Below are 23,159 nucleotides of genomic sequence, written 5' to 3' on the forward strand. Positions count from 1 at the left end.
CCAGCATGACGTTCGCGCTCGGTCCCCGGGCCATATCGGCCGGCTGCAAGCTCGCCGCCTTCGACCAGCTCGGCTCGACCAACGTCGAGGCGATGTTGCGCGCGCGTGGCGGCGAGGGCGGCCCGATCTGGTTCGTGACGGCGGAGCAGACCGCGGGGCGCGGCCGGCGGCAGCGGGCCTGGATCGCGCCGCGCGGGAATCTCGCCTGCAGCATCCTCGAGGTGATGGACGTCCAGCCCGCGGTCGCGGCAACGCTCGGCTTTGCCGCCGGGCTGGCGCTCGAAGCCGCGCTGCAAAAGGTCAGCGTCGAGGCGGCGCTGCGGCTCGGGCCGCAGGGGCCGCGCTACGCCCTGAAATGGCCCAACGACGTGCTGGCCAACGGCAAGAAACTCTCGGGCATCCTGCTGGAGGCCGAGGCCATCGCCGGCCGGCTCGCCGTCGTGGTCGGCATCGGCACCAACGTCGTGGCCGCGCCCGAGGGCACGCCGACACCCGCGGTGTCGCTGTCGGCGCTGGGGGTGCAGATCGCCGCCGAGGAGCTGTTTGCCGCGCTGTCGGACGCCTGGGTCGATTTCCGCGGCATCTGGGACAACGGCCGCGGTTTTGCCGAGATCCGAAGGCTGTGGCTGGCGCGCGCCGCCGGCCTCGGCGAGCAGGTCGCGATCCGGACCGGCACCGCGACGCTTGAAGGCACCTTCGATACCATCGACGACACCGGCTGCCTGATCGTGCGGGCCGCCGACGGCCGCCGCATGCCGGTCACCGCCGGCGAGGTCTATTTTGGCGACGCAGCCTCGGCGAGGGCAACCTGATGGCGCGGCCGGACGAACTGACCTTCGCGCCGCTCGGCGGCGTCGGCGAGATCGGCATGAACCTGTCGATCTACGGGCTCGGCAACCGCCACCAGCGCTCGTTCCTCGCGGTCGATCTCGGCGTCTCCTTCGGCGACGAGGAGCATTTGCCCGGCATCGATCTGATCATGCCGGACATCCGCTTCCTCGAGAAGGAGCGCAACAATCTGATGGGCCTGGTGCTGACGCACGCCCATGAGGACCATTTCGGTGCCATCATCGATCTCTGGCCGAAACTCGGCTGCAAGATCTACGCGACCCAATTCAGCGCCGCGCTGTTCGAGGCCAAATGCGCCGCCGAGCGCAATCCGCCAAAGATCCCGGTCACCGTGATCCCGTCCGGCGGCCGGGTCGACATCGGCCCGTTCAATGTCGAGTTCATTCCGGTGGCGCATTCGATTCCGGAATCCCATGCGCTGGCGATCAGGACCGATGTCGGCACCGTCTTGCACACCGGCGACTGGAAGATCGACCCGACGCCGATCATCGGCCCGCCGACCGACGAGCGGCGGCTGCGCGAGCTCGGCGACGAGGGCGTGCTGGCGCTGATCGGCGATTCCACCAATGCCGTGCGCGACGGCCGTTCGCCCTCGGAGACCGAGGTGGCCGCCACCATCAAGAAGCTGGTGATGGCGGCCAAGGGCCGCGTCGCCGTTACCACCTTCGCGTCCAACGTCGCCCGCGTCAGGGCGGTGGCGGACGCCGCCAACGCCGCCGATCGCGAGGTCGTCGTGGTCGGCCGCGCCATGGAGCGCGTGGTGCAGGTGGCGCGCGAATGCGGCTATCTCGACAGCTCGCACAAGTTCCGCAGCATCGACGTCTACGGCCATTTCCCGGCCGACAAGGTCCTGGCGCTGTGTACCGGCAGCCAGGGCGAACCCCGTGCGGCGCTGGCGCGGATCGCCAATGACGACCATCCGCAGGTCACCCTGAACAAGGGCGACACCGTGATCTTCTCCTCCCGCACCATTCCCGGCAATGAGAAGGCGGTCGGCAGCATCATCAACAATCTGGTGATGCAGGGCGTGGAGATCATCACCGACCGCGAGCATCTGGTGCACGTCTCCGGCCATCCGCGCCGCGACGAGCTGCGCGACATGATCTCCTGGGTGCGGCCGCAGCTTTTGATCCCCGTCCACGGCGAGGCGCTGCACCTCGCCGAGCACGCCAGGCTGGCGCGCCACGCCGGCGTGCCGAACGTGCTGACCTGCCGCAACGGCGACCTGGTCAAGCTCGGCCCCGGCGAGCCCGGCATTATCGGCGAGGTCCCGGCCGGCCGGCTCTACAAGGACGGAACCATCCTGGAAGATTCCAAGTCGCGCGCGGTGGTGGAGCGGCGGCGGATGGCCTTTGCCGGCTGCGCCTTCGTCGCCGTCGCCATGACCGAGCAGGGCGAGCTGGCCGACGATCCCGAGGTTGATCTCGCCGGCATGCCGGAGAACAATGCCGCGGGCGAGCTGCTCGACGACATCGTGTTCGATGTGGTGGTATCGACCATCGAGGGCCTGCCGAAGCCGCGGCGGCGCGATCCGGACGCGCTGGCGGAATCGGTGCGCCGTGCGGTGCGGGCGGTGATCAACGAGCACTGGGGCAAGAAGCCGATCTGCTTCGTGCATGTGCTGACGGTCTGACGCCGCGGCGACGGTGGTTTACCTCTCCCTTGGGAGAGATCGGCGCGAAGCGCCGGGTGAGGGATTACGGTCTCTCATAGGGCTGCGGCCCCTCACCCGATTTGCTGCGCAAATCGACCTCTCCCCGTCGGGGAGAGGTGAAGCGAATAAGGGAGAGGAACATGCTGGGCCGGCTCAATCACGTCGCGATCGCGGTCAAGGATGCCAAGAGCGCCGCGAAGATCTACGGCACCGCGTTCAACGCCGAGATTTCCGACGCCGTGCCGCTGCCGGAGCATGGCGTCATCACCGTGTTCGTGACCCTGCCGAACACCAAGATCGAGTTCATCGAGCCGCTCGGCGAGGCCTCGCCGATCGCAAAGTTCGTCGAGCGCAATGCCGACGGCGGCATTCATCACATCTGCTACGATGTGCCCGACATCATCGCCGCGCGCGACCGCCTGATCGCCGACGGCGCGCGGGTGCTCGGCGACGGCCAGCCGAAGATCGGCGCCCACGGCAAGCCGGTGCTGTTCTTCCATCCGAAGGATTTTTCGGGCGCGCTGGTCGAGATCGAGCAGGCCTGAGGCCGATGACCGCGTACCAGATCTCCACCGGGCTCGCGATCTACTTCGTGCTTTGGTGGCTCACGCTGTTCCTGACGCTGCCGTTCGGGGTGCGCAGCCAGCACGAGGACGGCGTCGGCGCGCCCGGCACCGACCCCGGCGCGCCCGTGCTGGCGCGGATGGGCCGCAAGCTGCTCTGGACCACGATCATCTCGGCCATCATCTTCGCGATCGGGATGTGGGCCTATTACGCCGGCTATCTTTCGATCGAGCGGCTGTCGAAACTGATGGGGATGCCGTTCTAGCACCGAGCTCCGCTTCACCTCGCCCCGCTTGCGGGAGAGGCATAGGCCGCCTTCGGCGGCCATTCTCAAGAACGCCGAGGCAGAGCCTCGGCTGTGACGTATCGTCAGATGCGTTCCGGGTGAGGGGGAGTCTCCGCGAGTCTGTCTGCCACCGAATATGCGGAAGCGGCCCCTCACCCCAACCCTCTCCCTGTAAGAACGGGGCGAGGGAGCACATTCTCCGTCGCGGGGGCATTTGATCTAGTCTTCGCGCACCTTTACAATTCGATACTGGTCTTGGGGGAGAGGAATGAATTTCCAGCGGATCGCGATCGTTCTGTTCGTGCTGCTCGCCGCCGGCCTTGCCGGATCGTTCTATTTCTCCTGGAAGACGCTGACGCGGCTGCGCACCGTGCAGGCTTTTGTCGAGAGCTCGGTGTTTGCCGACGCGGTCGCGGCCTGTGAACGGGCGCAGAGCACGACGCCGTTCAAGTGGAACGGCGGCCAGCGCACCGCGGTGATCGGACTGCATTCGGTCAAGGTCGACAAGAGCGCCGTCAGCGCGAGCTACACGCTGTTCGCCGACAGCGTCTATTGCGACTATGATCCGATCAGGAAGAAGGCCGATATCGGTTCGAACTTCCTGGAACGGGAGTGAGGATCAACCTCACCCCGAGGCATCCAACTGTCATTGCGAGCGAAGCGAAGCAATCCATTTCACCACCTCCGCGGACGGATGGGTTGCTTCGCTTCGCTCGCAATGACGACGGAACATGGGGAGGAGTCGCATGAAGAGCCCATATCGGATCCTGCGGGAGGCCGATCTGCGGGACTATCTCGCCGGGCATCCTGCCATCGTCACCCAGCTCGGCGGCGATCCCGCCGACTGGTCGATCAGCGAGGTCGGCGACGGCAATCTCAACCTCGTTTTCATCGTCAAGGGCAGGAGCGGCGGCGTAGCCGTGAAGCAGGCGCTGCCCTATGTGCGGCTGGTCGGCGAGAGCTGGCCGCTGCCGCTGTCGCGCGCCCATTACGAGCACATGGCGCTGGTGCATCAGGCGCGATTGGCGCCGGAGCTGGTGCCGGCGGTGCTGCATCATGACGGCCCGCTGGCGCTGACTGCGATGCAGCTGCTCGAGCCGCACATTATCATGCGCAAGGGACTGATCGGCGCGACCAGCTATCCGCGCTTCGTCAATGACATCTCGACCTTCCTGGCGCGGACGCTGTTCTTCTCCTCCGACCTCGCGCTGACGGCGGCGGAGCGGAAAGAGGGCATCGCGGCCTTCGCCGGCAACCACGCGCTCTGCAAGATCACCGAGGACCTAATCTTCACCGATCCCTACCGGATCGCCGAGCAGAACCGCTGGACCGCGCCATATCTCGACGCCACCGCCGCTGCATTCCGCGATGACCTCGACCTGCATGTTGCCATCTCGCGGCTGAAGCTGAAATTCATGGCGAGCCCGGAAGCGCTGATTCACGGCGACCTGCACACCGGCTCGATCATGGTCACCGACAGCGAGACCAGGGTGATCGATCCCGAATTCGCCTTCTACGGCCCGATGGGTTTTGATATCGGCGCCGTCATCGGCAATTTGCTGATGGCCTATCTGGCCTCCGCAGGGCACGAACGCACGCCGGGCGAGCGGGCCGCATTCGAGGCCTGGCTGCTGGACGTGGTCGAAGGCGTCTGGACCGAGTTCGCCCGGAAATTTTTGGCGCTGTGGCGCAGTGAGGCAAGCGGCGACGGCTATCCGGCGTCGTTGTTCACGGGCGAGGCGGGCGCTGCCCGGCTCGAGGCCGAGCGGCAGGCCTACATGGCGCGCCTGTTCCAGGACACGGTCGGCTTCGCCGCCGCCAAGACCATCCGCCGCATCCTCGGCCTCGCGCACAACATCGACTTCGAGTGGATCACCGACGAGAAGCAGCGCGCGATCTGCGAGGCGCGCGCCCTCAAGCTGGCGCGCAGCCTGATGCTGGAGGCCCCGTCGTTCACCACGATCGCCACCGTCACCTACGCCGCTCGCGAACTGCGCCGCTGGCAGCCGCACTTCGCGAGGTAGGGAACGTAGTCGTAGGGGGCAAAGCGCGGCGTTTGACATGTGAACCACCCGCTCCGTCATCCTGAGGTGCGAGCCTTGCGGCGCGCTTGCGCCGCTGGGCGAGCCTCGAAGGATGAATCGGCCCGGCTGGTGGCCGTCGATCCTTCGAGGCTCGCCGAAGAGGCTCGCACCTCAGGATGACGGGTTAATTTGCTCAACTTACTCGGTGTCATCACCCGCGCATGCGGGTGATCCAGTATTCCAGAGGCGGTGGTGAATGAACCGAGAGGCCGCGGCGTACTGGATCGCCCGTCAAGCCGGGCGACGACAGCGGTGGGTGAGGACAAAGCTTCACACCTTCTCAGGATGACGGGTCCAACAATGCCCCCTTGATCAGCTCAATCCGCCGCCTGTTCGCGCAGCCGTTGGGCGTAGACGTTGATGATCAGCGCCGCGAGCAGGATCAGGCCGCGGATCAGGATTTTCAAAAAGCTGTCGATGTTGACGTGGTCGAGGCCGTTGTTGAGCACGCCGAGCACGAACAGGCCGACGATGGTGTTGCCGATGCCGCCGCGGCCGCCGAACAGGCTGGTGCCGCCGACCACCACGGCCGCAATGGAATCCAAGAGATAGGTGTCGAACTCGTTCTGCTGCGCGCTGCCGAAATGCGCGACGCCGAGCATGCCGCCGATGCCGGAGCACACCGCCGAGATCACCATCACGGCGCCGAGGATCAGCTTGACGTTGAGGCCGGCAAATTCGGCGGCCTCGCGGTTGCCGCCGACCATGTAGACGTAGCGGCCGAACCGCGTGTAGGTCAGCACCAGATGGCCGCCGAGCAGCATCACGGCGGCGACGATCACGATCCAGGGGATGCCACTGACCGAGCCGGAGCCGAGCGTCGTGATCAGCGGCGGTACCTTGTAGGCGATCTGGCCGCGCACCAGGAGTGCGGAGACGCCGGCGGCGATCTGCATCATCGCCAGCGTCATGATGAAGGAGGGGATGCCGATCACGGTCAGCCCCAGCGCGTTGACGAGGCCGAGCAGGGCGCACAGCGCCAGCGCCAGCAGGATCGCGGCCCAGCCCGGCATCGGGACATTGGCGATGTTAACGTAGGATTCCTGCAGCGTGAAATACGCCACCGCGATGCCGGTGACGTTGGCGATGCTGGCAATCGAAAGATCGATCTCGGCGCACAGGATCACGAAGGTGAGGCCGACGGCGATGATGCCGGTGACCGACACCTGGGTCAAAATGTTGCCGACATTGTCGAGCGTCGCGAAGGAGGGGCTCGCGATCGCGAAGAAGCCGCTGAGCAGGATCAGCGTCAGGAACGGCGCGATGTTGCGCATCTGCGAGCGCAGGAACGGCGCCAGCCCGCGCGGCCGCTGATGTTCCGCCGGCCTCGTCGCGCTGTCACTGCTCGCCATTACGTCTCTCCATCAGGCCCGATGCGCAGGTCATCGGGCCTTGTTCGCTTGTTTGCGCATGATCTCTTCGGAAAACCGCTTCGCACTTTTCCGGATCATGCTCTAAGCCGCCTCCAGCAGGCGGTCCTTGCTGACCGCCTCGCCGGCAAATTCACGCACCACCGCGCCGCGCTTCAGCACCAGGATCCGGTCGGCCAGCGACAGCACCGTCTCCGGCTCGGTCGACAGCACGATGATCGCGAGCCCTCTGGCGCGGAGATCGCGGACGATGTTGATGACGTCGTTCTTGGCCCCGACGTCCATGCCGCGGGTCGGCTCGCACAGCACCAACAGGCGCGGCGGATAGGTCAGCCATTTCGCCAGCGCCACCTTCTGCTGGTTGCCGCCGGAGAGCATACCGAGGTCGAGCCCGACCACCGGCGGCCTGATCTGCAGCTGCTCGACCTGGCGTTTGGCAATCGCGCGCTCGGTCATCGGCTTCAGCAGCAGGGCGGAGATCCGCTCCAGAACGCTGATCGAGATGTTCTTGTAGACCGGCTCCTGGTGGAACAGCATCGCGCGCCGGCTCTCGGGCACCAGCGCGATGCCGGCGCGCCGCGCGGCCGCGGTGCTGCGAAATGTCTTCGCGGCGCCGTCGACCGCGAGCGTGCCGCCGTCGGGCTTCAGCTTGCCGAACAGGATGCGCGACAGCTCGAGCTGCCCGCAGCCCATGAAGCCGTAGACGCCGAGCACCTCGCCGGCGCGTGCCTCGAACGAGACGTCCTGCAGGCTGCGGCCGAGCGAGAGCTGATCGGCCTTCAGCACCACCGCGCCGCCGTTCGGCGCCGGCAACATCAGGTCGTCGGTGTAGCTGTGCTCCAGCGCCTCGCCGCCGCGGCCGATCATGGCCTCGATCAGCGCGCCCTTGCTGGTGGCGCTGGAGGCGGTCTCGGCGACTTTGCGGCCGTTGCGGAACACGGTGACCACATCGGAGACGCGCAGGATATCTTCGATGAAATGCGAGATGAAGACGATGCTGGTGCCCTCGTCCCGCAGCCTGCGCAGCGTCGTGAACAGGCGCTCGACCTCCGGCGGGGACAGCGCGGAGGTCGGCTCGTCCAGGATGATGATGCGGGCGCCGGAGAACAGCACTCGCGCGATCTCGATCAGCTGCTGCAGGCCGATCGGCAGGTCGCCGAGCCGCGTCGTCGGGTCGACGTCGATGCCAAACCGGGACAACTGCTCGCCGGCCTCGCGCGCCATCCGCCGCCATTGCACGAGGCCAAGGCGATTGGTCGGCTGGTTGCCGAGGAACACATTCTCGGCCACCGACAGATCAGGCGCGACGCTGAGCTCCTGATGCACCATGCCGATCCCGGCGGCATGGGCGTCGCGGGTCGAGCGGAAGCGGGTTTCCTTGCCGTCCAGCATGAAGCGGCCGGAGAATTCCGGGTGCACGCCGGCGATGATCTTCATCAGCGTGCTTTTCCCCGCGCCGTTCTCGCCGACGAGACCGTGGATCTCGCCGGCGCGCAGCGCGAAGTCGACGCCACGAAGAGCTTCGACACCGCCGAAGGCCTTCGTGATCTCCTTCAATTCGAGGATCGGGGAGCGTCCTTGCTGCATGAGGACCGCTCAGATCAGGAAGTGATCCTCCATCCACTGCATGCCCGGCGCGTTGGCCTTGGTCACGACCGGACCGTCGGTGATGACGTGCTTGGGGATGCCCTGTCCGCTCTTCTCGCCGCCGGCCACCGCGGCGACGCCCGCGACGATCGCACCGCCATGGATGCGGCAGGACGGATTGCGCACGGTTGCGAACATGCGGCCTTCCGCGACGGCCTGGATTGCCGGCGGCATGGCGTCGACGCCGCCGATCAGGATGTTGGTGCGGTTGCGCGCCTTCATGATGTTGTAGGCGGCGAGCGCCATGTCGTCATTGTGGAAGAACGCCGCGTCGATCTGCGGATATTTTGTCAGATAGGTTTCCCAGAGCCGGGCGGTCTTGGAGACGTCCCAGTCGGCGGGCTGGGTATCCAGCACCTCGATGTTCGGGAACTGTTTTACCACGCTGTTGAAACCCTTGGCGCGGCCCTGCGCGCCGGTGTGGCCGAGCGCACCCTGGGTCATGATGATCTTGCCCTTGCCGCCCATCGCGTTGCACAGCGCCTGCGTCACCGAAGCGCCCATGAACTCGTTGTCGGGTGCGAGGAACGAGTGGACGTTGATCTGATCGAGCGGCGCGATCAGCGTGTCCATGTCGATCACCGGCGTGCCGGCGTCGATCATCTTTTGCACCGGCTGGGTGAGGGTGCCGATGCCGAACGCCTGGATCGCGACGAAGTCCCACTTCTGCGACGCCATGTTGTCGATCGCGGCGCGCTGCTTGACGGCGTCGAGCTGACCGTCGAACCAGGTGACCTCGACGTTGAACAGCTTGCCCCAGAACTCGGCGGCCTGCTTGCCCTGCGCGCACCAGGTCGCCTGCAGTCCGGCGTTGGAGAAGGCGGCCTTGAGCGGCTTTTCCGAGCGGCCCATTTCGGCGGCGAGCGCCGGGCCCATGGCGCCGAACATCGCTGCGGCGGCGCCGCCGGCTGCCGCGATTTGCAGAAGGTCGCGCCTCGTCGTCGACGATTTGTCCATCCCTGGCATGGTTGTTTGCTCCCTCTTCATTTTTTGACCGACGGCGTCAGTTGCACGCGCCGCGGATCATGGGAGTGTGTCACAATCGGAACGGCGACGCTACGGTGTCTCACCGGCAAGATGCTTCTGCTGCAGCACGACAGCATCGATGTCGCGCAACAGCTTGTGCCACGCAGCATCGATCTCGTCGGACCATTGCGCACCGAGCATCTCGCGCAGTTCGTCGGCAATCACGGCAAAGAACGCGACGAACAAATCGCGTGGCGTGCCGTATGCATCGTGCGACGACACCTCGCATTCGATCATGCGGAAATGTCCGCGGCGTTCGCCGGCGAAGTCAATGATGGCCTCGATGGTCAGCGACAACATCGAACCTTTCACCGATTCGCTGCCTTCGCTGCGAAACATCGCCTGTGCTTCGGGATGCTCGCGGAACAGACGCCGATAGACCTGCGGCGTCAGGTCATCGCAGCGCGCGGCGGCGAGTTCAAAACTGTGTTCGATAGGATTCGGCGATGACGTCATGGCGGATTGCGATCATCACACAAAAAAAGAGCAGGGCTGAAAGCCCTGCTCCAAAAATTGTGTCGACCCTATTTGCCCCAAAAATGAGATTTGATCTTGATTATTGGGGTGACGCTGCTTGTGCGCGTCGGGCTCCTCCCGAGACTTGGACCACCAGGACACGCCTCGCGGCTGGCCTGAGCCCGGATTGGTAGACCATCTTTCCAGGCTTGTCACCATTTTCGGCAACGATTGTTCAAATTTCCAGCAGTTTGCGAAATGATCGGCATGACGCCACTGACGGTTGCAGCAGCAGGAGGAAAACGCGCGACGGGGTAAGGGGATACGGCAGGTTGTTGGAGTGGCTGTGACGCACGTGCCACGCCCGGTCATTTCCGCTTGCTGGAATAAACCGCGTGCTGCTTTGTCTCGACTTCCAGCGATGGCGGTGATTAGTTCCTCGCAGGATGGGTTTTGCGATGCGCCGGCGGCTCAAGAATTTCTTGCCGATCGTCCTGGTTGCCTTGCTGGTGCAAATTTTTGCGCCAATCGGGGCCTGCTGGGCGGCGAGCCTTGCCGCGTCCGACCCACTCGCGGCGGCCACGATCTGCCATGGCGATGGCGGCGCCGGAACCGGGCAAGGCGACCAGACCGGGCAGCGTGCCCATGACGGCTGCTGCTCCGCCTGTAGCGTGCTGCAGACCGGTGCGCCGGTTGATACACCCGAAATCGCCGATGTCGCCGTCGACCGAGCGCCGACCCAGGTCGCCTGGCACGATTTCGCACGCGATCTCGCCCATTCACGCGCCGGCTCTCCCGCGCAAGCCCGCGCGCCACCTTCGTTCTCCTGACCACGTTCTCGCGGCCGGCGTCACTTTGGTGCGCCGGCAAGTGCCTTTGAGCAAACCGGCCGAAGAGCCGGTGTCAGGATTCATCCATGTTCCGTTATCATCCGCCGGGCGGGGCAAGCGCGTTGCTGCTGGGCGCCGCGCTTTGCGCGATCCCGTCCATGATTCCATCTTGGGCGAAGGCCCAGAGCACGGCCTTGCCGCCCGTCACCGTCGAGGCGCCGCAGGCCGCGCGCGCCAAGCCGGCGGCAGCGAAGCCGCGCGCGCGGACCGCGTCCGTCCGTCGGCCGGCGCGGGCGCGAGCGGCGCCGACCGTGGCGACGGCGGCCGCCGCGCGGGGCGCGACGCCATCAGAGACGGCAGGCGCCGCGCGCGACAGCCTGAACCGGGCACCCGCCGGCCAAACGGCGACCACCATCGACCGCCGCCAGTTCGACAACCGGCCCGCGTTCTCGGTCGCCGACGTGCTGCGCGACAGCCCGGGCATCTCGATCAAGCAGGGCAACGGCCCGCGCGACTTCGGTATCTCGATCCGCGGCTCCAACGCCCGCAACGGTTTTGGCATCCGCAACCTCGTGATCTTCGACGACGGCTTCCCGGTCACCCAGCCCGACGGCCTGTCGCGCAGCGACCTGATCGATCCGCACGCCTATGGCGCGATCGACGTGGTGCGCGGGCCGTCATCGGCGCTGTACGGCAATTATGCGACCGGCGGCGCGCTGAATTTCCGGACCCGGCCGGGCGGCACGATCGACGGCATCGAGTACGGCGTCGACGGCGGCGGCTTTGGCTATCTCAACAACTATCTCGCCGCCGGCAAGAAAGTCGGCAATTTCGAGGGCTCGCTGTTCGCCAGCGATGCGCGCGGTGACGGCTATCTCGGCAACAGCTGGTTTAATACCCAGACCGTCAACTTCCTCGGCACCCTGCAGGCGACGCCGGACGACCGCTTCACGGTCAAACTGATCAACAACGACCTGACAGCGCGGCTGCCGATCCGCGCCTCCCTGAATCAATTCTACCTAAATCCGTTCCAGCGCGGCTGCACGACGGGAGCGACCGCGGCGCCGGGATGCGGCACTGTGACCTTGTTCAACAACGGCTTCAACACCGCCGCCGGGACCGACAAGGAGACCGCGCTGCAGGCGGGCCTCGGACGCGACGACCGCCGCACCATCGTCGGGGGGCGCTGGGAGCACGATTTCGACAACCAGACCACCTGGCGCAATCAGTTCGTGTTCGACGACCGCAACATCAACCAGCCGACCGGATCGACCAGCGCGATCGGCGATTTTCCGTCCTACAATTTCATGAGCGATGTCACCAAGCGTGGCGAAATCCTCGGGATGGATTCCACGACGTTCGTGGGGGCCTGGTACAACACGCTGACCGCGTCGAGCGATACCCGCAATGTGATGCCGGGGGGCAACGCGACGCTGGGCCGGCTCCAGAGCAATTTGTTCAGCGACACCACGAACTATGGCATTCGTGCGCGCGAGGAGTTGAAGCTCACGCCCGCGCTGACGGCGATTGCCGGCATCGGCTGGGAGACCACCAATCTGAGCGGCCGCAACACCGCCTACACCTACACGGGCGCGGCCGGGACGACGACCACGGCCATCACCACGGCGGACCGGCAATTCCAGAACACCGCGCCCGAGCTTGCGCTGCTCTACCGGCTCAACGGCGAATGGCAATTGCGCGGCCGGGTCGCGACCGGTTACGGCACCCCGCAGGTCAGCAACTTGTTCGTGCTGCCGACCGGCCTCTCGGGCAACAACACCGGCCTGCAGCCGCAAACCAATCTCGGCTACGACATCGGCGCCGACTGGACGCCGAACAATGCGCTCAAGGTCAGCGTCACCGGCTTCTACGAGTTCTTCAAGGACGAGCTGGTTTCGCAGGCCACGCCGATCCAGGGCATCAGCTACACCTTCAATGCGCCGCGGTCGGAGCATCGTGGCGTCGAGCTGGCCGCCGACTGGAAGTTCCTGCCGGGCTGGCGGTTCTCCGCCGCCTATACCTATCTCGACGAGGTCTACACCGAGTACACCGAGAACATCACCAACGGCGCGGTGTTCAGCTTCAATCGCGCCGGCAACAAGATCCCCGGCATCTCGCCGAACGAGCTCACCGCACGGCTGGGCTACGACCAACTGTCGGGTCCGTTGCAGGGCCTCGGCGGATTCGTCGAGGTGCAGTGGAAGGATTCCTTCTACATGGACAACGCCAACCTTCTGAAGGCGCCGGGCTACGAGCTCGTCAATCTCAACCTGCACTACAAGACCGATCTCGTTTCCGATTATTTCCGGAGCCTGAACCTGTTCCTCGAGGTGCGGAACGTGTTCGACCGCACCTACGTGGCGTCGGCGAACAACATCGCGAATTCGGTCACGGCGGCAGGCGTTCAAAATCCTGCGAGCGTACTGGCCAACACCACCGGCTCGATCTATGCCGGATCGCCGCGCGCCTTCGTCGCCGGCATGAAGATCGCATTCAAATGAGGACCGCATCGATGGGATATCGCAGACTTGCGGCCTCGACCTTGCTGACGGCGATCATGCTCGCGGCGTTGCCGGGCGTGGCGTCCGCGCAGATGAGCCATCAGCACGCCTCCGAAGCGGCGTGCGAGGAAGCCGATCTGCACTGCGCGACCAAGGTCACGCCCGCGTTCGGTCCGGACGGAACGTTGTGGCTCGCCTGGATGGCGGGCGGCCAGATTTCGGTCGCGAGATCGAAGGATCAGGGCAAGAGCTTCTCCAAGCCGGTGCAGGTCACCCAGAAAGGGCTCAATCTGGATTGGGGCCCGGACGCACGGCCGAAGCTTGCGATCGATGCCAAGGGCGGCATCGCGCTGGCGTTCTCGATCTTCCGCGATCAGGCCTTCAACGGTCAGGTGCTGACCACGCGCTCGAGTGATGGCGGGCGCACGTTCGATCCGCCGAAACCGATCACCGTGAGCAATGAAAGCCAGCGGTTCGAGGCGATCGGCTTCGATCCCACCGGCGCCGTGTTCGCGGCCTGGCTCGACAAGCGCAACCGCCTGCCGGCGCAGCAATGCGGCAAGAAATACGACGGCGCCGCACTATTCTTTGCGACCTCGAAGGACGGCGGCGCGACGTATTCCGATGCGCAACTGGTCGCCGACAACACCTGCGAATGCTGTCGGCTCGGACTTGCGTTCGACGGCGCAGGGCATCCCGTGGTCGTGTTCCGCAACATATTTGAGGGCGGCGTGCGCGATCATGCGATCGTGACGTTCAGCGATCTCGCCAAGCCTGGCGAGGTGCACCGGGTGAGCCGCGACGACTGGCAGATCGCGGCCTGTCCGCATCACGGCCCGAGCCTGACCATCTCGGCTGCCGGCACCTACCATGTGACCTGGTACACCAACGGCAAGGCGCGCAAGGGATTGTTCTACGCGCAGTCGCGCGACGGCGGGAAAACCTTCACCGATCCGCTTCCGATCGGCCAACCGAACCGCAGCCCGTCACGGCCGCAGATCATCGCAGGACCGCAGGGGCTCGCGATGGTCTGGAAGGAGTTCGACGGGCAGAAGACGTCGGTCAATCTGATGACATCGCGCGACGATGGCGCGACCTGGTCGAAGCCGTCGGTGATTGCCGACACCGCCGACAGCTCCGACCATCCGCTGCTCGTGTCTGACAACCACCAGGTTTATTTGTCCTGGATGACCAAGGCCGACGGCTATCATTTCCAGGCGATCGGAGGCGAACCATGAAACGTCACTTGCTCGCTGCGCTGATGCTGTTCGTCGTGCTGTCGCCCGCAGCGGCGGAGCAGGGCATGCTAAAGCCGTTCGAGCGCGGCAGCTGGCAAAAACTGCTGCGCGCGCATGCCGGCCATCCGACTCTGGTGCATTTCTGGGGCGTGACCTGCGGACCATGCAAGGTCGAGCTACCGGAGCTCGGCCGGTTCATGAAGGATCACCCCGGCATCGACGTCGTGACGATCAGCGCGGATCTGGTGCCCAACCTGCCGGAGGCGACCCGAGCGATGCTGGATCGTGCCGGGCTGGCGTCGGCCGAAAACTGGATCTTTGGCGACGGTTTTGCCGAGCGGCTGCGGTTCGAGATCGATCCGGCATGGCAAGGCGATATCCCGCGCACCATGCTGGTCGCCCGCGACGGAACCGTCACGACGATCGAAGGATCGGCGGAGATCGCCGATCTGAACAAATGGTCCGAGGCGCAGGCTGCTGCGCTACGATGATACGATAACTGGAAAGGACTCCGTTGCCATGAACACGTTCTCCCGCATCCTCGCGCTCACCGCGCTCGCCACCGCACTCGTGTCCGCATCCGCGCGCGCCGAGGACGTCAAGGCCGGCGATCTCTTGATCACCCAGGCCTGGGCGCGCGCCACGCCGAGCGGCGCCAAGATCGGCGGCGGCTATCTCACCATCGAGAACAAGGGCACGACGCCCGATCGCCTGGTCTCGGGCTCCGGCGACGTCGCCGGCCGGATGGAAATCCACGAGATGGCGATGGACAACGGCGTGATGAAGATGCGCCCGCTCGACAAGGGCGTGACCATCGAGCCCGGCAAGACCTTGAAACTCGCGCCCGGCGGCTTTCATCTGATGATGTTCGACCTGAAGAACCCGCTCAAGCAGGGCGACAAGGTGCCGGTCACGCTGCAGTTCGAGAAGGCCGGCAAGGTGACGGTGTCGCTGGATGTGCAGTCGGTCGGCGCGCAGTCGCCCGGCGGCGGCCATTCCGGTCACAAGATGTGAGGCTGATCATGCGGACATATGCGCTCTTCGCCGTTGCCGCCGCGGCGCTCGCCGCGTCGCCGGCGGTGGCGCACATCACGCTCGAGGCCAAGCAGGCGGCCGTCGGCTCGTACTACAAGGCCGTGTTCGCCGTGCCGCATGGCTGCGCGGGATCACCCACCGTCAAGGTCCGCGTGCAGATTCCGGAAGGCGTGATCGGGGTGAAGCCGATGCCGAAGGCCGGCTGGACGCTCGATACCGTCACCGGCAAATACGCCAGCCAGTACGACTACCACGGGGCGAAAATCTCCGAGGGGGTGACGGAGGTGGCGTGGAGCGGCGGCAAGCTCTCCGACCAGAACTACGACGAGTTCGTGATGCAGACCTTCCTCACCGATACGCTGAAGCCGAACAGTGTGCTGTATTTTCCGGTCGTGCAGGAATGCGAGCAGGGCGTCAGCCGCTGGATCGACATCCCCTCGGCCGGGCAGGACGGTGGCCACGGTCATGGCAGCAAGACGCCGGCGCCGGGCGTCAGGCTGCTGCCGAAGCCGTAGCGCGATGCGGCTGGCCGCAAGCCTCGCCGCGCTGCTGGTGGCGCTGTGTCTTGCGACCGCGGCGCAAGCGCATGCGTTGCTGATCGCCGCCGAGCCGGCCGACGGCAGCGTGCTGGCGGAAGCGCCGAAGATGCTGGTGCTGCGCTTCAACGAGGCGGTGGCTCCGACCGCGGTCAGCCTGCTCGATGCCGCAGGCCGGCCGCGCGACGTCGCGATCCGCGCCGTCGATCAGTCGGTGCTGGTGTCGCTGCCGTCCGACCTGCCGAGGGGCACCCAGGCGATCAGCTATCGCGTGGTGTCGCAGGACGGCCATCCCGTCGCCGGCTCGCTGCTGTTCTCGATCGGAACCGTCACCGGCGCGGCAGCGCCGTTCGGCGGCGGCGTGCTGCACGCGCTGATCTGGCTGGCGCGGCTCGCGCTCTATTTCGGCCTGCTCGCCGGCGTCGGCGGCGTGTTCTTCGCGGCCTGGATCTCGCATGGGCCTGCCGGTGAACGCCTGATCATGTGGGCGCTGAAGATCGGCCTGGTCGGCGCGATCGCCTCGCTCGGCTTGCAGGGCGTCGATCTTCTGAACCTGCCGCTCACGGGGATCCTGACATGGGCGGCATGGGCCGCCGCCATCAATACCAGCCTGTTTCCCACCTTGCTGCTCGCGATCGCCGCCATGCTGATCGCGGCGATTGCCTGGCGCAGCCCGTCGATCGGCGCGTCATGGCGGCGCACCGCGATCGCAATGATCTGCGTCGGGCTGTCATTTGCGATCAGCGGCCATGCCGCCACCGCCTCGCCGCAATGGCTGACGCGGACCGCGCTGTTCATCCATGGCGTCGGCCTGGCCTATTGGATGGGCGCGCTGGCGCCGCTGGCCGTGCTGGCCTGGCAGCGCAAGGATTCGCTGCTCCGGGTGCTCAGGTATTTCTCGACGCTCGCGGTGCCGATCGTCGCGCTGATCGCAGTGTCGGGCCTGGTGCTCGCAATCGTTCAGCTCGAAAGTTTTGGCGCGTTGCTCAGCACCAGGTACGGCAACATCCTCTTGCTGAAGCTTGTGCTGGTGTCGCTGCTGCTGGTGTTCGCCGCGCTGAACCGGCTGGTCTTCACACCGGCGATCGCGCGCGAATTCCACCGGACACGGCCGCTGCAGCGCTCGATCGCGCTCGAATTCGTGCTGATGATCGCCATCCTCTCGCTGGTGGCGCTATGGCGCTTCACGCCGCCGCCGCGCGCGCTGGCGATGTCATCAGATGTTCCGCTCGCCGTCCACATTCACACCGATGCCGCAATGTTCCAGGTGCTGATCACGCCCGGCAAGGTCGGGCAGAACGACTTCGTGCTGCAGCTGATGAACGGCGACGCCAGCCCGTTTGCCACCAAGGAGGCGGCGCTGACCTTGAGCCTGCCGGAGCGCGGCATCGAGCCGATGGAACGCAGCGCCACGCTTGGTCCCGACGGCTACTGGCATGTGAACAAGGTGCCGCTGCCGTTCCCGGGCCGCTGGCACATGCAGATCGGCGCCCTGGTGAGCGACTTCAAGAAAGTGACACTGGAAGACGACGTCGATATCCGCTAATGGCTGCGGCTTGCGTGCCGGGCCGTCCAGGCGGAGCGCAACACGCTCAAATGGCCGAAAATCGCCTGATTTGAAGGGTTTTTGACCTGAAGCGGCCTTGTGTTTTCGCACCCGATCCGGTTTCACTGCAGCTCCTCTGAGCCACCTCTGATTCTCCGAGTAACCCCATGCGATTGTCGCGGTTTTTCCTGCCCATCCTGAAAGAGAACCCGAAAGAGGCGGAGATCGTCTCGCATCGGCTGATGCTGCGCGCGGGCATGATGCGGCAGGAGGCGGCCGGCATCTATGCATGGCTGCCGCTCGGCTTCCGGGTGCTGAAGAAGATCGAGCAGATCGTCCGCGAGGAGCAGGACCGCGCCGGCGCGCTGGAGCTGCTGATGCCGACGCTGCAACTCGCCGATCTCTGGCGCGAAAGCGGCCGCTACGACGCCTATGGCCCGGAGATGCTGCGCATCGCCGACCGCAACAAGCGCGAACTGCTGTACGGGCCGACCAACGAGGAAATGATCACCGAGATCTTCCGCGCCTACATCAAGTCGTACCGGAACCTGCCGCTCAACCTCTACCATATCCAGTGGAAATTCCGCGACGAGCAGCGTCCGCGGTTCGGCGTGATGCGCGGCCGCGAATTCCTGATGAAGGACGCCTATTCGTTCGACCTCGACGAAGCCGGCGCGCGGCGCTCCTACAACAAGATGTTCGTCGCCTATCTGCGCACCTTTGCGCGGATGGGCCTGAAGGCGATCCCGATGCGCGCCGAGACCGGCCCGATCGGCGGCGACCTCAGCCATGAATTCATCGTGCTCGCCGAGACCGGCGAGTCCGGCGTCTTCATCAATCGCGACGTGCTGGATCTGCCGGTGCCGGGCGCGGACGTCGACTATGACGGCGACCTGACCCCGATCATCAAGCAATGGACCTCGGTCTATGCGGCGACCGAAGACGTGCACGAGGCGGCGCGCTTCGAGCAGGAAGTGCCCGAGGCCAAGCGTCTGAACACGCGCGGCATCGAGGTCGGCCAGATCTTTTACTTCGGCACCAAATATTCCGACACCATGAAGGCGCTGGTCGCCGGTCCCGACGGCGTCGACGTGCCGATCCACGGCGGCTCCTACGGCGTCGGCGTCTCGCGCCTGGTTGGTGCGATCATCGAGGCCTGTCACGATGACGCCGGCATCAAATGGCCCGAGGCCGTCGCGCCGTTCCGCGTTGCGATTCTCAACCTCAAGCAGGGCGACAGCGCGGTCGATGCCGCCTGCGAGCAGCTCTACCGCGACCTCACCGCGAAGGGCGTCGACGTGCTCTATGACGACACCGATCAGCGCGCCGGCGCAAAATTCGCGGCGGCCGATCTGATCGGCATTCCCTGGCAGATTCTGGTCGGGCCGAAGGGACTTGCCGACGGCAAGGTCGAGGTGAAGCGACGCAGCGATGGCTCACGCGACAACATGAGCCCGGCGGACGTGGTCGCAAAGCTCGCGGGCTAAGATTATTCCACTACGCAGTTATCCGCGGGGTAATGCGGCCACATTTGCCCCGAATCATGGGATTATCGACAGATGGATGAGACCATGACCGAGCCAGTCCGCACCCCGCCGTTTGCGCCATTCGAATGGCTGCTGTCCGGACGCTATCTGCGCGCGCGTCGCAAGGAAGGCTTCATCTCGGTCATCGCCGGCTTTTCCTTCCTGGGCATCATGCTCGGCGTCGCCACGCTGATCGTGGTGATGGCGGTCATGAACGGCTTTCGCAAGGAGCTCTTGGACAAGATCCTCGGCCTCAACGGCCATCTGCTGGTGCAGCCGCTGGAGTCGCCGCTCACCGACTGGAAGGACGTCGCCGACCGCATCAGCCAGGTCCCCGGCATCCGCCTCGCCGCGCCCGTCGTCGACGGGCAGGGGCTCGGATCGTCGCCGTTCAACGCGGCCGGCGTCTTCATCCGCGGCATCCGCTCCGATGACCTCAACAACCTCACCTCGATCGCCAAGAACATCAAGCAGGGCTCGCTCGAGGGATTTGACGAGGGGCAGGGGGTCGCGATCGGCCGCCGGCTTGCCGACCAGCTCTCGCTGCATGCCGGCGACATGATCACGTTGGTGGCGCCGAAGGGAGCGGTGACGCCGATGGGCACCACGCCGCGGATCAAGCCCTACAAGATCACGGCGGTGTTCGAGATCGGCATGTCGGAATACGATTCGACCTTCGTGTTCATGCCGCTGACCGAGGCGCAGGCCTATTTCAACCGCAACAACGACGTGTCCTCGATCGAGGTGTTCACCACCAACCCCGACCGCATCGACACCTATCGCAAGCTGGTGACGGAAGCGGCCGGGCGGCCGGTGTTTCTGGTCGACTGGCGGCAACGCAACTCGACCTTCTTCAACGCGCTGCAGGTCGAGCGCAACGTGATGTTCCTGATCCTGACCATGATCGTGCTGGTTGCGGCGCTCAACATCGTCTCCGGGCTGATCATGCTGGTGAAGGACAAAGGGCAGGACATCGCGATCCTGCGCACCATGGGGGCCTCGCAGGGCTCGATCATGCGGATCTTCCTGATAACCGGCGCCTCGATCGGCGTGGTCGGCACGCTGACCGGCTTCTTCGTCGGCATGCTGATCTGCCTGAACATCGAATCGATCAGGCAGTTCCTGTCATGGCTCACCAATACCGAGCTGTTCTCGCCGGAATTGTATTTCCTCTCAAAGCTGCCGGCGGAAGTCGATTTCGGCGAAACGCTGGCGGTCGTGATCATGGCGCTGACGCTGTCTTTCCTCGCGACGCTCTACCCGTCGTGGCGCGCCGCGCGCCTCGATCCGGTCGACGCGCTCCGGTACGAGTGAGGCGCGCACATGGCGGAGGGGGCGGCGGAAGATGCACCGGTCATCTATCTTCATGATATCAAGCGGGAATACAGGCAGGGCGAGGCCACGCTGACGGTCCTCAACGGCGCCAAGCTGGCGCTGTGGCCGGGCCAATCGGTGGCACTGGTGGCGCCTTCGGGATCGGGCAAATCGACGCTGCTGCACATCGCCGGCCTCCTGGAGAGCCCCGATGACGGCGAGGTCTATGTCGCGGGCACGCCGACCTCGCAATTGTCGGACATGGACCGCACCCAGATTCGCCGCACCGATATCGGCTTCGTCTACCAGTCGCACCGGCTGCTGCCGGAATTCTCGGCGCTCGAAAACGTCATGCTGCCGCAGATGATCCGCGGCCTGAAGCGCTCCGAGACCGTGAAGCGCTCGACCGAGATCCTGTCCTATCTCGGGCTCGGCGACCGCGTCACCCATCGTCCGGCCGAGCTCTCGGGCGGCGAGCAGCAGCGCGTGGCGATCGCTCGTGCGGTGGCCAACGCGCCGCGGGCGCTGCTCGCGGACGAGCCGACCGGCAACCTCGATCCTGGTACGGCCGACCACGTCTTCAACGCGCTGATGCAACTCGTGAAGGCGACCCGGGTCGCGATGCTGATCGCAACCCACAACATGGATCTCGCCGCGCGGATGGATCGCCGGGTGTCGCTGGCGGACGGGCAGGTCATCGAGCTGGAATAGGCATGATCCGGAAACATTCCGAAACGATCGTGCCCTCACGAAAGGCCGGAGCGCCTCAATAGGCTGGGCGGGGCCGTCTGGCTGCGCCCCGCGGCCGACCGGCGGCAGCTCCGGCGTAATAGGGATTGTCGAAGCAGATAGCGCCAAGGCCGGACGATACCGCCTTGCACTGCGCCAGCGAGGTATAGCTGCAGTCGGTGTCCTCGCCGCCAAAGCGGTAGTTGGTTTTGCAGACCGGCGAGGTCGTATCGTACTTCTGCGCGCTCGCCGGCGTGGATGCGACAGCGCCCAGCGCCAACAGTGCCAGAACCAGGCCGCGCATCACAAATCTCCTGTCGATCGTGGCGTCCGCAACGCTCAAGCGCGATGACGATTCAACCCAATCTCAACGCGCTTTAGCGGAAAAACAGGTTGAAGAAATTTCCGTCGTCGCGGCGCTCGCGCGGAGGAACGTTGAGATAGGAGCGGGGATCGCGGTCGCCGGCATAGTAGGGATTGGCGATGCAGTTCTGTCCAATTCCCGAAGCGGTGGCCAGGCACTGCTCATACGTCTCGTAGCTGCAGTTGCTGAGACCCTCGTAGCGGTCGCCCTGAATGCAGAACGGGTAGCGCACACCGACGGCATGCGCGGGGCCGGTTCCAAGTCCGGTTCCAAGCGTTGCGAGCGTGACCACGGACGCCGCAGCGAGAAGCATTGTTCGCATTTTCATTTCCCTGCCGCGAAGACTCTGTCGCGACGATCCAAACCGGACAACCGGGTTCCCGTCAACACGGTCTCACGCGCAATTGCACATGCGGATTTGAATTGTGAAAAATGTGCGGCGACGATGTGGCGAAATGTGCAAGAAGTGCCTGTAACATAGCATTAACTTACAATTTGAACGGACACGTTTGGGAGTGCCTGTTGCAGCGAAGTTACAGCAATTTGGATCGAGACTGCTATGACGATGTCTCGCGGCCTTGGGGGCCAGTAGAAAAAGTTGGAACGGGAAAAATGAAAAAGGTTTTGCTTGTCACGGCCAGCCTGATCGCGCTCGCTGCGGTCACTCCGGCCTCCGCGGCCGATCTCGCGGCTCGCCCTTACACCAAGGCACCGCCGATGGTTGCCGCCGTGTATGACTGGACGGGCTTCTACATCGGCGTCAACGGCGGTTGGGGCTCCAGCCGCAGCAGCTGGAACTCGGTTGCGCCGTTCCTGGTGGGCGGCGAAGGCAGCCACGATGCGGACGGCGGCACGGTCGGTGGTCAGATCGGCTATCGCTGGCAGTCCGGCGGCTGGGTGTTCGGCCTCGAAGCTCAGGGCAACTGGGCTGACTTCAAGGGCAGCAACAACAGCCTGCTGTTCCCCGGCTTCGTGAATACGTCGAAGACTGAAGCGTTCGGCCTGTTCACCGGTCAGATCGGTTACGCCTGGAACACCACCTTGCTCTACTTCAAGGGTGGTGCTGCTGTGACCTCGGACAAGCATCGCATCAACTCGGCTGCCACTGGCGCGCTGTTTGCGAGCTCGAACGATGACACCAACTGGGGTGGCACCGTCGGTGTTGGTCTCGAATGGGCGTTCGCTCCGGGCTGGTCGGCTGGCGTCGAGTACGACCATCTGTTCATGCAGGATCGTACCGTCAACTTCACCTCGCCGGCCGGCGCGCTTGTCGCCAGCGACCGCATCAATCAGGACGTCGACCTCGTCACCGTCCGCCTGAACTACAAGTTCGGCGGCCCGGTCGTGGCGCGCTACTGATCGCTCGCTTAATTCAAGCGACACAGAAAGCCCCGGGCTCTGCCCGGGGCTTTTTTCTTTGGCGGGTTGGCTGAGACGCGCGGATTAACCATCGGTCGCGATCGCGAGAGAGACCCTTGCCGGGCGCGCTTGACTCCTAGAACAAAAAAGGAACAATGTTCTGCATACGTTCCAGTTCACGGGAGGCAAACATGCTGAAGGTTTTCGTGGAAGAAGCGGCGGCGCTGGCGTCGATCACGCTGTTC

The 23,159-nt window shown here is 65.1% G+C and carries 23 protein-coding genes; 17 read left to right on the forward strand and 6 right to left on the reverse strand.

Annotated features, from left to right (window positions below):
* Positions 1–5 precede the first annotated feature (5 nt).
* From XH93_RS20610 to mtnK, 6 genes are all read left to right on the forward strand, one after another.
* Positions 6–812 carry a biotin--[acetyl-CoA-carboxylase] ligase gene (locus XH93_RS20610; protein WP_194468942.1) on the forward strand — a complete coding sequence of 269 codons (807 nt, stop codon included), beginning with the start codon at positions 6–8 and terminating at the stop codon, positions 810–812.
* Positions 812–2,482 (forward strand): ribonuclease J, encoded by a 1,671-nt coding sequence (locus XH93_RS20615; RefSeq protein ID WP_194468943.1) that lies wholly within the window; start codon positions 812–814, stop codon positions 2,480–2,482. The genes XH93_RS20610 and XH93_RS20615 overlap by 1 nt, the downstream gene beginning before the upstream one ends.
* A gap of 161 nt (positions 2,483–2,643) precedes the next feature.
* Positions 2,644–3,048, forward strand: coding sequence for a methylmalonyl-CoA epimerase (gene mce / locus XH93_RS20620; protein ID WP_139862514.1), 405 nt, complete (start codon positions 2,644–2,646; stop codon positions 3,046–3,048).
* 5 nt (positions 3,049–3,053) lie between these two features.
* Entirely contained in the window at positions 3,054–3,332 is a 279-nt protein-coding gene (locus tag XH93_RS20625) for a DUF1467 family protein (protein ID WP_139483886.1), read from the forward strand.
* Between the two features lie 289 nt (positions 3,333–3,621).
* Positions 3,622–3,969 carry a hypothetical protein gene (locus tag XH93_RS20630; protein ID WP_194468944.1) on the forward strand — a complete coding sequence of 116 codons (348 nt, stop codon included), beginning with the start codon at positions 3,622–3,624 and terminating at the stop codon, positions 3,967–3,969.
* A gap of 130 nt (positions 3,970–4,099) precedes the next feature.
* Positions 4,100–5,377 carry an S-methyl-5-thioribose kinase gene (gene mtnK, locus XH93_RS20635; protein WP_246799255.1) on the forward strand — a complete coding sequence of 426 codons (1,278 nt, stop codon included), beginning with the start codon at positions 4,100–4,102 and terminating at the stop codon, positions 5,375–5,377.
* Between the two features lie 377 nt (positions 5,378–5,754).
* On the opposite strand, the gene XH93_RS20640 is transcribed toward mtnK, so the two are convergent.
* The 4 genes from XH93_RS20640 to XH93_RS20655 form a co-directional block, all read right to left on the reverse strand.
* On the reverse strand, positions 5,755–6,789 hold the full coding sequence (locus XH93_RS20640) for an ABC transporter permease (protein ID WP_194468946.1): 1,035 nt from the start codon (positions 6,787–6,789) through the stop codon (positions 5,755–5,757).
* 102 nt (positions 6,790–6,891) lie between these two features.
* A complete protein-coding gene (locus XH93_RS20645; protein WP_194468947.1) occupies positions 6,892–8,394 on the reverse strand; it encodes a sugar ABC transporter ATP-binding protein in 1,503 nt (500 codons plus the stop codon).
* A gap of 9 nt (positions 8,395–8,403) precedes the next feature.
* The gene (locus tag XH93_RS20650; protein WP_371815118.1) at positions 8,404–9,411 is read right to left on the reverse strand and encodes a sugar ABC transporter substrate-binding protein; all 1,008 of its coding nucleotides are present in this window, start codon (positions 9,409–9,411) and stop codon (positions 8,404–8,406) included.
* A gap of 99 nt (positions 9,412–9,510) precedes the next feature.
* Positions 9,511–9,936: a globin gene (locus XH93_RS20655; protein WP_139483880.1), complete on the reverse strand. Its 426-nt coding sequence runs from the start codon at positions 9,934–9,936 to the stop codon at positions 9,511–9,513.
* A 458-nt stretch (positions 9,937–10,394) separates the two neighbouring features.
* On the opposite strand from XH93_RS20655, the gene XH93_RS20660 reads away from it, so the two are divergent.
* The 10 genes from XH93_RS20660 (at position 10,395) to XH93_RS20705 (ending at position 21,173) form a co-directional block, all read left to right on the forward strand.
* Positions 10,395–10,766, forward strand: coding sequence for a DUF2946 family protein (locus XH93_RS20660; protein ID WP_194468948.1), 372 nt, complete (start codon positions 10,395–10,397; stop codon positions 10,764–10,766).
* 86 nt (positions 10,767–10,852) lie between these two features.
* Positions 10,853–13,267, forward strand: a complete 2,415-nt coding sequence (locus XH93_RS20665) for a TonB-dependent receptor (protein WP_194468949.1) — start codon at positions 10,853–10,855, stop codon at positions 13,265–13,267.
* Between the two features lie 11 nt (positions 13,268–13,278).
* Positions 13,279–14,505 (forward strand): sialidase family protein, encoded by a 1,227-nt coding sequence (locus XH93_RS20670; RefSeq protein ID WP_194468950.1) that lies wholly within the window; start codon positions 13,279–13,281, stop codon positions 14,503–14,505.
* Complete coding sequence (locus XH93_RS20675) at positions 14,502–14,996, forward strand: TlpA disulfide reductase family protein (RefSeq protein ID WP_194468951.1); 495 nt, start codon at positions 14,502–14,504, stop codon at positions 14,994–14,996. The genes XH93_RS20670 and XH93_RS20675 overlap by 4 nt, the downstream gene beginning before the upstream one ends.
* Before the next feature lie 28 nt (positions 14,997–15,024).
* On the forward strand, positions 15,025–15,519 hold the full coding sequence (locus XH93_RS20680) for a copper chaperone PCu(A)C (protein WP_194468952.1): 495 nt from the start codon (positions 15,025–15,027) through the stop codon (positions 15,517–15,519).
* Positions 15,520–15,527: 8 nt separating this feature from the next.
* Positions 15,528–16,055 (forward strand): YcnI family protein, encoded by a 528-nt coding sequence (locus XH93_RS20685; protein WP_194468953.1) that lies wholly within the window; start codon positions 15,528–15,530, stop codon positions 16,053–16,055.
* A 4-nt stretch (positions 16,056–16,059) separates the two neighbouring features.
* Positions 16,060–17,622 (forward strand): copper resistance CopC/CopD family protein, encoded by a 1,563-nt coding sequence (locus tag XH93_RS20690; protein ID WP_194468954.1) that lies wholly within the window; start codon positions 16,060–16,062, stop codon positions 17,620–17,622.
* 167 nt (positions 17,623–17,789) lie between these two features.
* Positions 17,790–19,109, forward strand: a complete 1,320-nt coding sequence (gene proS, locus XH93_RS20695) for a proline--tRNA ligase (protein WP_194468955.1) — start codon at positions 17,790–17,792, stop codon at positions 19,107–19,109.
* Between the two features lie 72 nt (positions 19,110–19,181).
* Positions 19,182–20,462, forward strand: a complete 1,281-nt coding sequence (locus XH93_RS20700; protein ID WP_139483853.1) for a lipoprotein-releasing ABC transporter permease subunit — start codon at positions 19,182–19,184, stop codon at positions 20,460–20,462.
* A gap of 9 nt (positions 20,463–20,471) precedes the next feature.
* Positions 20,472–21,173, forward strand: a complete 702-nt coding sequence (locus tag XH93_RS20705) for an ABC transporter ATP-binding protein (RefSeq protein ID WP_139483852.1) — start codon at positions 20,472–20,474, stop codon at positions 21,171–21,173.
* A 55-nt stretch (positions 21,174–21,228) separates the two neighbouring features.
* On the opposite strand, the gene XH93_RS20710 is transcribed toward XH93_RS20705, so the two are convergent.
* Together XH93_RS20710 and XH93_RS20715 are read right to left on the reverse strand one after the other, a co-directional pair.
* Entirely contained in the window at positions 21,229–21,495 is a 267-nt protein-coding gene (locus tag XH93_RS20710; protein ID WP_139862537.1) for a DUF3551 domain-containing protein, read from the reverse strand.
* Positions 21,496–21,568: 73 nt separating this feature from the next.
* Positions 21,569–21,877, reverse strand: a complete 309-nt coding sequence (locus XH93_RS20715; protein ID WP_172626938.1) for a DUF3551 domain-containing protein — start codon at positions 21,875–21,877, stop codon at positions 21,569–21,571.
* Between the two features lie 290 nt (positions 21,878–22,167).
* On the opposite strand from XH93_RS20715, the gene XH93_RS20720 reads away from it, so the two are divergent.
* Positions 22,168–22,914 (forward strand): outer membrane protein, encoded by a 747-nt coding sequence (locus tag XH93_RS20720; protein WP_139483850.1) that lies wholly within the window; start codon positions 22,168–22,170, stop codon positions 22,912–22,914.
* Positions 22,915–23,159: the final 245 nt, after the last annotated feature.

The organism is Bradyrhizobium sp. CCBAU 51753, from assembly GCF_015291565.1.
GTDB classification, from domain to species: Bacteria; Pseudomonadota; Alphaproteobacteria; order Rhizobiales; family Xanthobacteraceae; genus Bradyrhizobium; species Bradyrhizobium ivorense.